The organism is Sphingobacterium yanglingense (assembly GCF_004363245.1).
GTDB classification, from domain to species: domain Bacteria; phylum Bacteroidota; class Bacteroidia; order Sphingobacteriales; family Sphingobacteriaceae; genus Sphingobacterium; species Sphingobacterium yanglingense.
The window spans coordinates 18,390-34,013 of sequence record NZ_SNYV01000018.1 but is presented as its reverse complement, the minus strand read 5'-3'; the positions used below and the strand labels follow the sequence as shown (position 1 = coordinate 34,013).

The 15,624-nt window shown below is 44.1% G+C and carries 11 protein-coding genes; 5 read left to right on the top strand and 6 right to left on the bottom strand.

Going from position 1 to position 15,624, the window contains the following annotated elements; genetic code table 11:
- Nucleotides 1-480: 480 nt before the first annotated feature.
- Both CLV99_RS19920 and CLV99_RS19915 read right to left on the bottom strand, forming a co-directional pair.
- Nucleotides 481-4,134: an ABC transporter permease/M1 family aminopeptidase gene (locus tag CLV99_RS19920; protein ID WP_133586271.1), complete on the bottom strand. Its 3,654-nt coding sequence runs from the start codon at nt 4,132-4,134 to the stop codon at nt 481-483.
- The gene (locus CLV99_RS19915; RefSeq protein WP_133586270.1) at nt 4,127-5,011 is read right to left on the bottom strand and encodes an ABC transporter ATP-binding protein; all 885 of its coding nucleotides are present in this window, start codon (nt 5,009-5,011) and stop codon (nt 4,127-4,129) included. The genes CLV99_RS19920 and CLV99_RS19915 overlap by 8 nt, the downstream gene beginning before the upstream one ends.
- A 344-nt stretch (nt 5,012-5,355) precedes the next feature.
- Here CLV99_RS19915 and CLV99_RS19910 point away from each other — a divergent pair, with 344 nt between their 5' ends.
- Nucleotides 5,356-6,312, top strand: coding sequence for a Fic family protein (locus CLV99_RS19910; protein ID WP_133586269.1), 957 nt, complete (start codon nt 5,356-5,358; stop codon nt 6,310-6,312).
- Nucleotides 6,313-6,437: 125 nt separating this feature from the next.
- On the opposite strand, the gene CLV99_RS23255 is transcribed toward CLV99_RS19910, so the two are convergent.
- From CLV99_RS23255 to CLV99_RS19895, 4 genes are all read right to left on the bottom strand, one after another.
- Complete coding sequence (locus tag CLV99_RS23255; protein WP_162850168.1) at nt 6,438-6,599, bottom strand: hypothetical protein; 162 nt, start codon at nt 6,597-6,599, stop codon at nt 6,438-6,440.
- Between the two features lie 360 nt (nt 6,600-6,959).
- The gene (locus tag CLV99_RS19905; protein WP_211348589.1) at nt 6,960-7,466 is read right to left on the bottom strand and encodes a DUF5675 family protein; all 507 of its coding nucleotides are present in this window, start codon (nt 7,464-7,466) and stop codon (nt 6,960-6,962) included.
- Nucleotides 7,463-7,708, bottom strand: a complete 246-nt coding sequence (locus CLV99_RS19900; protein ID WP_133586268.1) for a hypothetical protein — start codon at nt 7,706-7,708, stop codon at nt 7,463-7,465. Before CLV99_RS19900 ends, CLV99_RS19905 begins: the two co-directional genes overlap by 4 nt.
- A 182-nt stretch (nt 7,709-7,890) precedes the next feature.
- The gene (locus tag CLV99_RS19895) at nt 7,891-8,532 is read right to left on the bottom strand and encodes a DUF6266 family protein (RefSeq protein WP_133586267.1); all 642 of its coding nucleotides are present in this window, start codon (nt 8,530-8,532) and stop codon (nt 7,891-7,893) included.
- Nucleotides 8,533-8,900: 368 nt separating this feature from the next.
- Here CLV99_RS19895 and CLV99_RS19890 point away from each other — a divergent pair, with 368 nt between their 5' ends.
- The 4 genes from CLV99_RS19890 (at nt 8,901) to CLV99_RS19875 (ending at nt 15,622) form a co-directional block, all read left to right on the top strand.
- Nucleotides 8,901-9,464 carry an RNA polymerase sigma factor gene (locus CLV99_RS19890; RefSeq protein ID WP_133586266.1) on the top strand — a complete coding sequence of 188 codons (564 nt, stop codon included), beginning with the start codon at nt 8,901-8,903 and terminating at the stop codon, nt 9,462-9,464.
- A 54-nt stretch (nt 9,465-9,518) separates the two neighbouring features.
- Entirely contained in the window at nt 9,519-10,631 is a 1,113-nt protein-coding gene (locus CLV99_RS19885) for a FecR family protein (protein WP_133586265.1), read from the top strand.
- Nucleotides 10,632-10,790: 159 nt separating this feature from the next.
- Nucleotides 10,791-14,171: a SusC/RagA family TonB-linked outer membrane protein gene (locus tag CLV99_RS19880; RefSeq protein WP_162850167.1), complete on the top strand. Its 3,381-nt coding sequence runs from the start codon at nt 10,791-10,793 to the stop codon at nt 14,169-14,171.
- Nucleotides 14,172-14,179: 8 nt separating this feature from the next.
- The gene (locus CLV99_RS19875) at nt 14,180-15,622 is read left to right on the top strand and encodes a RagB/SusD family nutrient uptake outer membrane protein (protein WP_133586263.1); all 1,443 of its coding nucleotides are present in this window, start codon (nt 14,180-14,182) and stop codon (nt 15,620-15,622) included.
- The last annotated feature ends 2 nt before the right edge of the window (nt 15,623-15,624 follow it).

The window sequence follows — 15,624 nt, the reverse complement described above, 5'->3', positions numbered from 1 at the left end:
TCGATAACTTGTTCACTTCATAACTTCCCCACCTCTAAACATAGACTGCTTCGTTTCTCTCGCAGTGACGTGCTAACATAACCTCCTTCACCCTCTTCACTTGTTAACTCGATAACTTGTTCACTTCATAACTTCCCCACCTCTAAACATAGACTGCTTCGTCTCTCTCGCAGTGACGTGCTAACATAACCTCCTTCACCCTCTTCACTAGTTCACTTGTTAACTCGATAACTTGTTCACTTCATAACTTCCCCACCTCTAAACATAGACTGCTTCGTTTCTCTCGCAGTGACGTGCTAACATAACCTCCTTCACCCTCTTCACTTGTTAACTCGATAACTTGTTCACTTCATAACTTCCCCACCTCTAAACATAGACTGCTTCGTCTCTCTCGCAGTGACGTGCTAACATAACCTCCTTCACCCTCTTCACTAGTTCACTTGATAACTCGATAACTTGTTCACTTCATAACTCCTTCTCTTAAATGCGCTTTCGGTTATCGTCCGAGTTGGCATCGATCAATTTATTATAAGGATCTACCCCTACCTCAAATGGTTTTTGGTCCACAAATAGCGTAATCTTGTTGTCTATCTTATTTATTTTATGCTTTTTCAGGTAAATTGCCTCTTCCGTATGAAAACCACGATCCAATTTCTTAGGCTCTGCAAAAACACCGATCTCCACATAATCGGCCAATGGTAATGAAACAATATCCTTACCGTCTACCTTAGCTTTCAGGCTATCCGCTCCCTTCCGACCATCACTATACCCCCGCTTACCTTTATCATCTGCCCGGTACTTGGCTACATTAAACATGATATCTACCTGATATTTGTTGTCGGCTATTTTTTTGGAAGTTACTTTATGCATTACATTATCGTACAACGTGATAGTCTCGTACATATCTTTAATCGCATATTGTAACGAATCCGGGGTATTTCTTTTCAAGAGATCAACAAATTCTAATGAGGTCGTATAAGGCGCATCCTGAAATGCCACCTGCGCGACATATTGCTTCAAGAACGAATTAAAAACCTTCTCACCAAGAAAATCACTCATCGCGTACATGACCAATGATCCTTTATTATAATGTATATACTGCTGATTTTCATTATACATCAATGGATTTTCCTTCAGTTGCTCCATCGTACGGCCACGCAGATAACTATCCAGTGCCTCTTTCAGGTACTTACGCATCTGTCCTTTTCCATAGGTATGCTCTAAAACTTTTAGCGAACTATATTCCGCCAAAGACTCCGATAGCATAGTAGCACCTTTTACATTTGCTCCTATTACCTGATGCGCCCACCATTGATGTGCCAACTCATGTGCAGTCACTGAGTATGGGTAATCCACCTGATCAGGATTATCGTCATCCACCTTAGCTATAAAACCGATAGCTTCTGAAAAAGGCACCGTATTAGCAAAAGCCTGGGCAAAAGTACCGTGCGTACGCGGGAACTCCACAATGCGCATCTGTTGGAACTGATAAGGGCTAAACTCCGTTCCATAATACCCTAAGGACTTTTTCATAGATGTCATCATTCGATCCAGATTAAAGGTATGATCCTTATGATAATAGATTTCCAGATTAATTCCATTCCACTTCTCTTTCTTAACAGCATATCGCGCAGAGATAAATGAATAAAAATTTAACATCTTCTGATCCATCTTATAATGAAAATACCGTCGTCCATCCTTCACCCACTCTTTGATCAGGTACCCAGGCGCCAGAGCAATCTGATCCTCAGCCGTACTGATTGTCGTTTCAAATTGAATCCAGTCCGCTTCACTAGAAATATACGTATTAGCTAGAGCAGTACTATCTGTTGGATCCGCCATACGATCCCGTTTTGGCAGTTTATACTTTGCACGCACTTCATTATCCACCAATTCATAATTATCGCTATAGCCAATACTTGGAAACAGGCTATTATTAATAAATGTTCCATTTTCCAGAATAGGAGACTTATCTTTCAAAAATGTATTCGCTTTGTTCTTCAATACACTCTTTATCTCCATACTCTCCTGCGGCATCAAAGGTTTACGCAACGCATAAATATTGACATGTAGCAATGAATCCCGCATGACCAAAAGAGCATCATTTCCGATTTCCATGTGCTGTACATCCTCCGAATAGTTGATAAACAACGTATCGATAGCTACCTTACTTTTGTTTTCAACTTTAAAAAGTACTTCTGCATAATAGTTCCGTTCCCTTGGATAGATATCCAAAAGGACTTTCGTATCCACAATACGAGGTTGGGCCTGCTTGTGATAACGCTTATATTGGCGTTCATAGGTCACCTGTTCCAATTCCTTCTCTATCTGCGATACATAGCGTTCCGAGACATTGTCATGGTAATAGATAGCCCCTCCCAAACTGAGAAACGCACCCAAAAACACCATCAACGGCAAATAGATCGTTGGTTTAAAACGTAGTCTAGCTATGCTCAACCGCTCTTTTGCACTGGATAGTATACCCCGTCTCCAGAGCAAAAGTGTCAGACAGGTCAGTACCATAGCAAAAAGCAACCAATAGATCTTATAGATCATATAGTTCCGAAACACACCGTACCCATTCATATCCGAATAGCTATAGCCCGGTCCCGTATTAAATTTGAATATGGACTGTTCTATACCGATCTTAGAAAGCATCGGTACCCCGATAGTGATAAACAGACACACCATAAATCCTGCCATATAGTTTTTGAACAGCGACTGCACGAATAAGGCAAATAAGATGAGGATAAGATACTTCATCATATCCAAGCCAAAAAGTTCCTTTACATAATTCCCTATTTCAAAATGATAGTAGCCTTGATACGTCTGATACATAATTGCCGAAAGCATGCTAATCAGCAAGACGAGACAAGTCATCTTCAACAAGGCAAAAAATTTGGAAAGCAACATTGTCCAGTTAGGAACAGCGGTAGCATCAATCAAAAGATTCATCCGATCCGTTTGCGCCCGCTGTATGAGCATACCCGCAAAAAGAAAAATCAATACCTGTAAAAAGAAACTATATACACCTCCCACCGTATTCAGCATCTTCCATGTTACCGGGTAAGTCTCCGTACCATACATCTGTCCCGCGGTAGAAGCCACCACCAGCACCATAAGCACCGTAATCACCATGATGACAATAAAAGTCCAATTACGAACGATATACTTAAAGTCATATTGGGAAAGATTCCACGCTAGCTTTAAGCGAGAAAGGAAAGAAAAGCTGTATTTAACATCTGATAATTTGACCCGGATAATGCTACCAAAATTATCTTTGACTACCCGATCGCCTTTCGTTTTTCTAGAAAAAGTAAAAGCATTTTGCGCGAATGAGAATGTATAATAAACAAATCCCAGAATCAGTGCAGCAACCCCCAACCATATTAAACGGTTATATAATACGACACCCATAAAAGGCAAATCCTTCGTATTCTGTTCTTCAATAGTCCAGTATTTTGTATAGTACTGAATAGGCTCGAAACCAAAAGGATCAAGAAGTGCTACCAGATACCTATTGTCCATATCCTGAGTCAATGTGCCCAATAACGATTGAAATACAAATAGCAGCAGCACGAAGATAAATCCCACATAGATATTCCGGCTAAAGGTTACCAAGCCAAAAACCATAGCACCAAACAGGATCAGATTGGGTATAACCAATAGTACCAGCGCCTGTAAATAGGCCCAGGCCCGTGTAGGCCCCAACAGATCGTTATTGATACCGGGCAGATACTGCGCGACCACAAAACCAATGATCGTGGTAAAAACCACCAGAATGGTAACCACCAATGCACTCAGAAACTTGGCCGACAGATAGGTTCCCTTTGTCAATGGATAAGAAAACAAAACAGTATGTACCTGATATTTAAAATCCCGATATACAGCTGCTCCGATGATCGTTGGCAACAAAAAATATACAAAAGTAGATAGTCCGTTCAGAAAGCCATTGATATTCAACGGCGAGTTCACTTTGATCGGGCTTGAAGTAGTCCCCGTAGCTCCATCAAACATCCCTAGCGCGGAGGCCATCACCGCCACCGACAACACAAAAAAGACAAAGCAATAGATGTAGAAGGTCGGCGTATTGAGCCACCGCTTGATTTCAAACTTAAAAATAGTACTAAACATGAGCCGTATCGTTTTTAAGTGAAACAAAATATACATCCTCTAATATCGGCTTGGCCATGGAAAAATTTTCTCCTGGGCTCACTTCGCTGTATACCCTTACATTCAGTGTATTATCCGGGTTATAGTTAGCAAAAATCACATTTTGTTCCTTGCTCACAGCCTCGTAATCGTCTCTCAGAATCACCGTACTCCAGATTTTTCCTTCCAGCGCCTCTTCTCCGGCCTGCGCGGTACCCCGGTACAATACCCGTCCTCCATTCACAATGGCCAATTCGTGGCACAGCTCCCGTACATCATCCACGATATGGGTAGAAAATATAACCGTATTGGATGTACCGATCTCTCTCAACACATTCAAAAAACGATGGCGCTCCGCCGGATCTAAACCCGCCGTAGGTTCATCGACAATAATAAGTTTAGGCTTATTCAGTAAAAGCTGGGCAATACCGAATCGCTGCTTCATCCCTCCAGAATAGCCACTCACATTCTTCTTCCGAACAGCATATAAGTTGGTCACTTCCAACACCTCATTCACTATCTTCTTCCGGTCTGCAGCCGATGATATTCCTTTCAACTGGGCAAAATACGACAACAGTTCCTCTGCCGATAAGTTGGGATAAACACCGAAATCCTGTGGCAGATACCCCAATACCTTTCTGAAATCCATCTGATTGGCAAATATGTCCATCCCATCAAACAAAATTGAGCCATTATCTGCAGATTGCAAGGTTGCTATCGTACGCATCAATGAAGACTTGCCGGCACCGTTTGGTCCTAAAAGTCCAAACATACCCACGCCAATTTCTAGATCTATACCATCAAGTGCACGCACACCATTACTATAAGTCTTTGTCAGTTGGTTAATTTTTAAGCTCATATTTTGAATAATTTTGTAATTAGTTACCTAGTTAGTAGCCCCCTAACGGGAAATGTTACAGTAAAATACAAAATATTATCTAGACCGCTGTATTGCCATCTAAATAGCATCATTCACATGATCCAACGCTTCAGCGTCTCTTCACTTGGAGCCGACAGCTGTTGGTTCTCTCGAGGGCTGCTTTCCAGAGTTCTAGTATCCCGAAGTAAGTTCGGGACTTCGTTTCACTCAGTCTCCAATCTAAATACCAGGTACTAGATACTAAGCTCTCGTTAACCTCTTCAATTTTAATTTAAAAAAACATACCTTTGATAGTATCAAATGATAGTATCACTTTAGTAATAATGAAACCACCTTACGACGTCACAGCACTTATACTAAACTTAATATCGACCATTTCTTTAAAAATAGGTGAGGTAAATGCTAAGCATCTCATCAAGCAAAGTCCCACTCTTCGGAAGCAAAATCAAATCAAGACCATACACTCTTCTCTAAGCATTGAAGGGAATACATTAACCGAGGAACAGATCACTGCTATCATTGATAAGAAGCGTGTATTAGGGCCAGAGAAAGATATTAAAGAAGTTTTAAATGCACTTGAAGTCTATAAGAAATTGAGTGATTTCAAGCCCTATTCGGAAAGAGATTTCCTAAAGTCTCACAAAGATCTTATGCACGGTTTAATTGAACATCCTGGAAAGTATCGGACTCAGGGCGTTGGCATAATAAAAGGTAGTCAAGTACAACATGTAGCCCCCCCAGCTCAGAACGTTGCATTCCTTATGAAAGACCTATTTCTTTATCTTAAAGATAAAACAGAACTAACACTTATCAAGAGCTGTGTTTTTCATTATGAGATGGAGTTTATACATCCCTTTATCGATGGCAATGGCCGCATGGGCAGGCTCTGGCAGACGCTCATTTTAATGAAAGATTTCCCCATATTTGAATTTTTATCATTCGAAACACTCATAGCAAAGAATCAGGATCAATACTATGAGGCACTATCCAAATCCGACAATGAAGGTAAGTCTACGAAATTCATCGAATTTATGCTCTCTATCATAAACCAATCTCTCGATCAACTTATCGAGACCGCTGTTAAAAAGCCCGATAGGACAGACAGATTAGCATTTTTCTTAGCGCATACTAATACATCTTTCACACGCAAAGACTATCTCAAAAAATTCACAGACCTCTCCTCAGCTACTGCAAGTAGAGACTTAAAAAATGGTGTAGATCAGGGTTTGATAGAAAAAGTCGGTGATAAAAAAAACACCATCTATCATAAGCTTTCTTAATAGGGCTGTTCGAACGAAAGCAAGCCCCGCCCCAATCGAGGCCTGCTTTCCGGAATCTAATATCCCGAAGCAAGTTCGGGACTTCGTTTCACTCAGTCTCCAATCTAAATACTAAGTACTAAATACTATTCTCTTCTTCGCTGCAACAAGCGCGACATAGCATAGCTCACCAATGTACCCAGAACTGCCATGACCACGGTCTGCAATAGATCTCCGAGCGTAATAGACGCCCAGATGCTGCACAGCGTACCACCTAGGGTACCTGCACGGATTTCGTTTGTTTTCAATTGTAATTATTTTACTTTAAGGCAATTGAGAGCTCGACCGAAGGATCGGCCTCGATTTCATGTGTTTTTTTGTTATCATGTTATCATGTTATCATGTTAATCCCGACGATGTCGGGACTTCGTTTCACTACGCCTGTTATCGAGTCGTCATTGCGGAGGCCTGCTCCGAGTATCGGAGAGTGCAACGACAAAGCAACCCCGAAGGGCTCATCGTAGATAATCTCGAATGGCTCGTTCTAGATAATCTATAGACTGCTTCGCAGGCTCGCAGTGACGTATTAATATAACCTTCCTCACACTCTTCACTCTTCACTCTTTACTGCGTCACTTCCCTCACCTTCCTCACTCTCGCACCCCTCTTCACGACTTAACTTCCTTCACTTGATAACTCGATAACTCGTTCACTTGATAACTATCGTCCCTCTCCTCCCCCACTTCCACGACTGCTTCCCCCTTCCCTACAGCATCAACCAGCTGGCTATACAACCGCTTATAGGCCTTAGCCGATTTGAGCAGGATATAATCTCCGTCCTCTTCTTTCGTATAGCTCTCACCGACCAATAGGCAGCCTGCGGTATCGCCAAAATTGTTGCCGATATGGATGTAGATATACTTGAAGTTGGGCACGTCCATCAGCTCGATCATACCGCGGTGCATAGTAGGAAATTTGCGTTTGTAGCGGGCGTTCATCCCTCCATAGGTATTCAGCCGAAGCGTATAGGTTCCTGCCGGAATAGCTGTAGATCCCTTGATCTTCTCCTCCCGAACCACATCCTCCAGACCATAACAGAAAAACTCACCATCCAGATAGATCTCAGACAGGGTACTATTCTTCCCCTGCCTGATACGTTTTACCGTTAGTTTCATGACTTTTGTTGCTTATCTGCGTATTCGCGAATGTGCAAATCCGCCTCGTCACCCTTCGCTCCATCACTATCGTCACTCGTCACTCTGTCACTTTTGTCACTTTTGTCACTTATTACTGTCTCCAACACCCCCAATCCGAGAGCGACATACTTGATAATATTCAGCGCCTTTCCAGGCAGCTTGACTGGTGCCAGCAGCACCAACTGTACCGCTGCGCTTATTTTCTTTAGAATTTTGTGCATTTTGTATCAGTTTTAGGCTGTAAGCTTTACGCCATAGGCTTTACGCTTACAGCCATCATTAACCATCAATAATTAACCATTAATCATTAACCACACTACCCCTACAAGAATCAAATTTGACCAGCGTAAGCCTAGGAATTTTGCGTACCAAAGGTTCCAGCTTACGCGGTCAATTTGGTTCGCTAACTCACCACGATCTCTCCCAGATAATAGCTTCCTGAGGTCTTCACCCCGTCGCGGTGCCCTGTGAATACCCAGCCTACCACATGATCGCCGGCATAGACCGGTGGAAAGTTAAAGCTCATGGTCCCATCGTTGCGGGTTGCCGATTCCAGGATACTGAAAAACCGCTTCTCCTTATTGTACATCAGGAGGATCACCGAGTCATCCGCAAAAGCGTTGAAGCGGTTTACCTCCGTACTCCAGCTCACGCTGATCTGCTGCGGAGCAGACTCCGTCCAGGCCACTCCCAATAAATTGGACAGCGCCCCCTTGGCCACCACAATCGACCCATAGTCCAGCTCTAGGCTCGGATAGGTACCCATCACCCCGTACGACAGCAGGTGCTGCAGCGCCTTGTTGTACCCCGTAGAGCGTCCCTGCAACGGATCCGAGTACCCCAGGTTAAGGAGATCCTTTATCGGCGAGAGAAAACCCACCCCCAATGCAAACCGGGCGCGCTGTGCCAGCTGATCCTCCGAAGCCGCTTTATTACTACGTCGGGCCACCGAGCGTACATAGTCTACGCTACGCCAGTTAGAGCCGACCACACTACCTACTTTGCCAGAATAAGCTCCGACAATTCCTTTTAAAAATCTAGCCATTTAATTGTTTTTTAAAGTTTAACCATTGTGCATGCATGCTGCATTTATTCCTGATATCAAGCGCTAAACTAGGCAGATGATGGCACCGGTAGGAAGTAATGGCACTAGATGGAACAAGATGATACGATACGGGACAGTACGTCCCATTATTCAGGTTTATAAAACCAATTCCCCAAATGAAAAATCCCTATGAATGAAGAGCAGAACAAAATTCTCATTTATATTAAGACGTAATTATATTGCGTTTAACAGCAATTTTATGTAGGTTTGAATATATTAATACTAAAGATATCAGAGCTGCTTCTGATTAACTAACCCTTGGACGAATAATACGTCTATACTAATCTATTCGAAAGATCATTTCCAAAATGAAGGTGTATGATACATATGATGATGATCAGTTGGTCAAAAAATCCCAACAAGGCAATCAAATGGCCTTCACGGCGTTGTACAATAGACATTGGATGTTCCTTTTCCTTCAGATCAATAAGATCGTACAGCAGGATGATGAGGCCCTAGATATCGTCCATAATATCTTTGAGCGGCTATGGAAAGACTTTCCCAAAGAAATCAAAAGTTTCAAAGCCTACTTATACCAGATGGGACGTTTTGCCTCTATTAACTACATCAACAGCAGCAATAGAAAGTTCCAATTTCTGGAACATCTATATGATTTTCAGGAAAAACATTCCAGTGGTCTCGCAGAGCGCGTACAATACGGAGAGATACTCGAGATCCTACATCGAGAAATTGAAAACCTACCCCCAAAAGCGCGGGAAATCTTTATCAGAGCCCGTATCAATGAAGAAAGCTACAAAGACATTGCGGCCGATCTAGGCTTATCCTTACAGACGATCAAGACCACCGTCTTTCGCATCACCAAAACATTAAAAAAGAAAATCCCCTACATCAAATTATTTTTTTTGAATTAGTTTGTATACCGAGTCGATTTTGGTTTGTCTTATATGTAGCATACAGACTGAATTATGACTAACAAACAAGATCTATTTGAGCGTTACCTATCCGGCGATTGTAGTCCGAAAGAAAAGGAACTAGTTGAAAGCTGGTATGCCCATTATTTAAAAGAGACAACGAGCAAAGAGATCGATACCGCACGCTTTGAGCATACGGTAAGCACCAGAAGACCCTCGTTTGCGCGCACGAGTAAGCAGCACACCTTTTCTATTGGCCTGCGCATCGCCGCGAGCCTTCTACTGTTCTGTACCATCAGCGGACTCCTCTATACCTATCTCCTATCCACTCCATCAGATACAGAGCATGCAGCACTAGCCGAGGTATACCCAAAGGTAGGCCAAGGGTATATCCAATTTGGCGGCCGCAACTATGCCATAGATACCACACAAAAACACATTAAGATCGATCTTCAAGACATTCGGCTAGAAGGTACAGATGTGACCTTAGCACTCCATTCCCCCGACAGCCGCGAAATAAAAATAAAGTCTCCCCTTTCGCATAATCTAACCGTACAGCTTACCGATGGTTCGACTGTCATGCTGAATAGCGGATCAGAACTAAGCATCCCCAAAGATTTTTCCGACACCCATCGATCGGTAAGTCTAACAGGAGAAGCCTTTTTCGACATTTCCAAACGCACCGATCCAAAGTCATCTTTTCGCGTTTCCTTCTTAGCACATCAAGTCGAGGTCCTGGGTACCAGTTTCAATATCAACGCTTCTCCAGAAGTTCCCGAACTCCGGGTCTCCTTATTTACAGGAAAAGTCAAACTTATCAAGGGCAAGGAGTCCACCTTCTTACTGCCTGGCGACAGTTACGAATTCAATAAATCCAGTGGCGAGACCTCCGTACATAGACAAGTCGTATTGGACAGTGACCGTGCCTGGACCACCGATGTCTTTATATTCGAAAGTGAATCCATAAAAGAAGTCACCGCATTGCTCGCCCGCTGGTACGGTATCGACATTGTACTGGATACTTCAGTAGATCCCAAAGAATCCTTTACCGGTATCCTATCCCGCCAAAAGAGCCTGCTTCAGTTATTAGAAACAATAAACAGCAACAACCAATATAATTACCAAATCGATATGAAAGAAAGGAGAATTACGATACAGAAATCATAAGCGCAAAAAAACTGGAACGCCAGGCGCTCCAGTACATATTTAATAAAACGTTAATTTAACTCGTACTGCCCTGAGAAAGCATCAAGTACGAATCTTACTAACCTTATTCACAAATATATGATAATAATACCAAGCCTAAAAAAGTATAAAATACTTATCATGAAATTGAATATCATCACATTTCTAGTGGCTTTTGTTTTTCAGCTCAACGCGTCCACCTTTGCACAAAAAGTAACGTTGGAAAAACAGAACAGTTCCTTAAGGGAAATATTCAAGGAAATAAGAAAGCAGACCAACATCGACTTCTTCTTCTCGGACAAGATCATTGACGACAGTAAAAAGTATAGCATAAGGTGTGAAAACACCCCGCTGAAGCTTGTCCTAGAAAATATTTCCAAACAGACCGACCTTCAATTTACCTTAGAGAATGAAGCCATCAAGGTCACATCTCCTACCGTGACAGGCAGTGTCGTCCAGACCCATATTAGCGGTTACGTATTTGACAGCAAAGGCAACCCCATATCCGGGGCCAATATCCGCGTCAAAAACACACCATTTAATACCCATTCGGACGCAAATGGAAAATTCAGCGTTCCCATCCGTGACGATTACAAGACCGTCATCATCACGCATATCAACTACGCTTCCATAGAGCTACCGATTTCCAAAAAACTGGCTAATGTCATCCTTCAGGATCGGGAAAACGAGCTGGAAGAAGTAATCCTGAATGTAGGTTACGGGCAGACCAAACAGTCAGACCTCACCGGATCCGTCGTGCAGCTTAATGCCAAAGAACTCGAAGGCTTCGCTCCACATCAGGATATTGCCTCCATGATACAGGGAAAAGCCGCAGGGGTCAACGTACAGATCAGCAGTGGCGCTCCCGGTGCGGGCGTATCCGTCAATATCCGTGGTACCACTTCCTTGACCGGCAACAGCCAGCCCCTATGGGTAATAGACGGTATCCCGCAGTACAATGTCAACGGCAATGATATCGGCGATATCCTCTACGATCTCAATGTGGGCGATGTAGAGACCATAGACATCCTGAAGGATGCTTCGGCGACGGCCATCTACGGTTCGCGGGCAGCCAATGGTGTCATCATCGTCACCACCAAAAAAGGGAACAGAATGCAGACACCCCAACTTGATGCCAGCTTCAACTACGGTTTTCAAAAACAACGGGATAGCTTCCGTACCCTCAAAACCGAAGAATTCAAACGCGTCATTACCGATGCCGCGCGCAACTACTACTTTACCAACGGAACCATCCCGACAACAGGGAGCATCAGCACCATACTCGATGCCTCCCAGGCAAAAACCGGCACCGAAGTCGATTACCTATCTGCGCCCTTCTTATCCAATGCTTTCCTCGATGGCAATACCAATTGGTGGGACGAAATGACCCGCACCTCCAATGAGAAGAAGCTCGATGTATCACTCCGTGGCAGCACCCCTACCAACAATTATTTTATAGCATTCGGCATGCCTATGCAACAGGGTATTATCAAAGGCTCTGACCGAAACGGCTTTACGGGACGGATCAACTTTGACGCCAAGATAATGGACAGACTTACCGTAGGGCTCAATTTCAACGGATCCCTAAACAAACAGAATAACCAAGACGGGATGCTTGAAAAAATCTGGAACTTCCGGCCTGATTTCCCGATGTACGATGAAAACGGAAAAATATTTATCCCGGGCTACTACGAAGAAAATCCACTCACTACATTAGCGAACCGCAATTATAACGAGCGTAAGGGATTAAACGGCAACACCTACTTACAGTATAACTTCAGTCCCAACCTGTTTGTCAAATCTTCCATTGCGATCTCCTATAGCCAAAGCTTTTCAGACCGATTCCAGACCGAAGGCACGGTAAACTCGACCCATAAAGGGCAGGCCAATATATCGCAGATGGAAATGGCCAACTGGATATTTGAGAACATAGCAAGCTATAACAAAAAGTTCGGCACACTGCACGACCTTTCTGCCATGATCGGTTTCTCCATGGAAAATGGGGCTACCAAAAACTTCGCTGCCGGCGCCCAAAACTTTCCCGACCAGTACATCATGACCAACCTGACCAGTGGGGCCACCGCTTTGAAACCCACTTCCTCACATACGTCTACGGCCATGGTTTCGGGCTTCTCCAGATTAAATTACAAATTTGACGACAAGTACATCCTAACCGGTACCTTCCGTACCGATGGATCATCCCGTTTCGGTCCCGACAAGCGCTGGGCCTACTTCCCTTCCGGAGGTATCGCCTGGATGCTCAACAAGGAAAAATTCATGCGTTTCTTAGATCCCGAACTATTCAACCAGCTAAAAATACGCAGCTCACTGGGCGTTTCAGGTTCCCAGGTTCTAGGGAATAATGATTGGCGTTCATTGTACCAGGCCGCACAGTTTGACGAGTCGCCCGGATACGCCCCCTTCCAATTGGGCAATAATAACCTACGCTGGGAGAAAACCAAAACCTGGGAAATCGGTCTTGACTTCGCCCTGCTCCACAACCGGATAAACGGTTCCTTTGGTTACTACGACAAGCAGACCAGCGATGTCATCTACAACAAGAACATCCCTTCCAGCAGTTCATTTACATCCGTAAAGGAAAACATCGCCAATATTCAGAACAGCGGTCTCGAATTCGGCATACAGGGCGATGTGATACGTAAGCGGGATATGGTATGGTCCCTTAATTTTAACATCGCAGGCAATAAAGCCATCGTCCAAAAAATCAACGGAGTTGACAAGTTCATGGATCTATACGCAGGCAATGCCCTCGCTATACGCATGGAAGAAGGCATGCCACTGGGAAGCTGGTACGGATTCAAATGGAGCGGCCAATACTACCAATCCATGGAAGAATACAACCTACTCTCCAAACAAAACCCGACCACAGGAGCCAAGATATTCTACCAGAACAATACAAGCACCGTCCGTCCGGGAGATCTACGATTTGAGGACATCAATGATGACGGACTGGTCAACAACGATGACAAGACCTTTCTGGGCAATTCGCAACCCAAATTTTTTGGCGGGTTCGGAACCTCATTCCGCAAGGGCAACTTTTCCCTCAATGTCAATTTTGTGTACAGCTATGGCGCGACGAGATACTGGTACACCAATTCGGCAAACTGGTACACCACAGGCCTGTTTCTTAAAAACTACCCAGAATACGTACTCGATTCCTGGAGTACCGAAAATCGGGCTGCACAATGGCCAAGGATGTCCTTTGGTCAAGGATCGTCAAATACCTTTTCAGACTTCTGGATTTCGAAAGCAGACTACCTAAAAGTATCCCTGATACGGCTTAACTATCGCGTCCCGAATGAATTATCCAAAAGAGTATTCGGCGGTTACATCGATCTTTCCGTCTCCGGCACAAATCTATTTACCATTACAAACTACAACGGTATAGATCCCGAGGGCAACTTTAGGCTCACCGGAGGAGCCACAGGAATGGGAACCGATTGGGGGGTATATCCATCCATGCGTTCGTACAACTTCTCTATCAGGTACTCGTTAAAATAAATAAGATTATGAAGACTCTAATTTTACGTATCACACTCAGTATATTCCTCGGTCTGACCTTCATCGGCTGCGAAGACTTCATCACCCAGGATCCCAAATACCTGCTCACACCAGAAGCAGCCATCACCGACGAGAATTCTGCACAGAATCTGCTCAATGGTGCCTACGCGGCTGTTGGCTCCAATGATTACACGGCACGCTTTTCAGGAGGCTTTAGCTCCATGCTCGGTTCTTATCAGTACAACAGCTCTGCCTACAACATGAATATGCAAGCTACCGGCGATAATGATGCCCTGTGGAAAATATTCTACACCACCATTAATAGAGCCAATGCCGTACTGGAAAATGTATCCAAACTGCCTGATGACAGTTTTAAAAACCCTGCCCGGAAAAAAGAAATACTAGCCGAAGCCAAAGGCCTACGCGCATTTGCCCACCTCTATACATTTTGGTACTTCGGGCGCTGGCGTGACCAACCAAGCTCCGAATACGGACTTATATTCAGAGATCAGATGGCCGAACTGACCAATGTCTATCAACCCCGTCTTAACATAAAAGACTCTTATGATAAGATCATTGCCGATCTGGATGAAGCCATCGCCAACTGTCCCAACTACAGCACCGGCAAGCGTGTCTCTAAACAGCTCGCAAAAGGGCTGAAGGCCAAACTGCTCCTTAACCGTGGCTGGGACAATGATTATAAGGAAGCCCTGGCATTGGTCAACGACGTGATCCAAGAGGCCACAGCAGTCGGAATAGTACTTGAACCATCATTGACCAAGCTCTACGAGAACAGCTGGGATTCAAAAGAACTCCTCTTCTGCCGCTATCGCGAGCAGACCGACGATGTAGTGTCTGCCTATAATTTCACCTACGGTTACAATTACGCCATCACAGGCCTTCCGACCGTCACCCTGGCAAAAGCGATTCTTGAAAGCGATTCGCGGTTTGACGAAGGCTGGGGAATGGTAAGATACCCATCGCTCACGCCCAATACGACCAATTTGCGTCCAAAAAAACTCTGCCGTAAAGGGCGCTTTATCGGTGGCGACAATGACAAGTATACCACCTATTTTTTACGTCTTACCGAATTGTACCTAATGCAGGCCGAGTTAAAATACCGCACCGGCGAGCCGTTGACAGCAGCCGTAGGTCCTATCAACACCATACGCTCCAGGTCCAATCTAGGTGCCTTAGCTCCGGCTACCCCTACCGCATTCGAGAAGCTTCTATTTGACGAGTATTTTAAAGAACTGAACCTGGAAAATGATGCCGACTGGATGGCTTCCCTACGTCTCAAAGGAGCCAATGGACAAGCCATGATCTACGAATTCAGAGGCGGAACAGTAGCCTTAGAAGAGGATAGATTCGTTTGGCCTATTCCTACTTCAGAAATAAAATTCAACAAGCTAATAAAGCAAAATCCAAGTTACGAAAGTCTAGTCTATTAGTT

What these genes read in the sequence shown, in the direction of transcription:
- CLV99_RS19920 (WP_133586271.1), bottom strand. Translation starts at nt 4,134, where the DNA reads ATGTTTAGTACTATTTTTAAGTTTGAAATCAAGCGGTGGCTCAATACG.
- CLV99_RS19915 (WP_133586270.1), bottom strand. Translation starts at nt 5,011, where the DNA reads ATGAGCTTAAAAATTAACCAACTGACAAAGACTTATAGTAATGGTGTG.
- CLV99_RS19910 (WP_133586269.1), top strand. Translation starts at nt 5,356, where the DNA reads ATGAAACCACCTTACGACGTCACAGCACTTATACTAAACTTAATATCG.
- CLV99_RS19905 (WP_211348589.1), bottom strand. Translation starts at nt 7,466, where the DNA reads ATGAAACTAACGGTAAAACGTATCAGGCAGGGGAAGAATAGTACCCTG.
- CLV99_RS19900 (WP_133586268.1), bottom strand. Translation starts at nt 7,708, where the DNA reads ATGCACAAAATTCTAAAGAAAATAAGCGCAGCGGTACAGTTGGTGCTG.
- CLV99_RS19895 (WP_133586267.1), bottom strand. Translation starts at nt 8,532, where the DNA reads ATGGCTAGATTTTTAAAAGGAATTGTCGGAGCTTATTCTGGCAAAGTA.
- CLV99_RS19890 (WP_133586266.1), top strand. Translation starts at nt 8,901, where the DNA reads ATGAAGGTGTATGATACATATGATGATGATCAGTTGGTCAAAAAATCC.
- CLV99_RS19885 (WP_133586265.1), top strand. Translation starts at nt 9,519, where the DNA reads ATGACTAACAAACAAGATCTATTTGAGCGTTACCTATCCGGCGATTGT.
- CLV99_RS19880 (WP_162850167.1), top strand. Translation starts at nt 10,791, where the DNA reads ATGAAATTGAATATCATCACATTTCTAGTGGCTTTTGTTTTTCAGCTC.
- CLV99_RS19875 (WP_133586263.1), top strand. Translation starts at nt 14,180, where the DNA reads ATGAAGACTCTAATTTTACGTATCACACTCAGTATATTCCTCGGTCTG.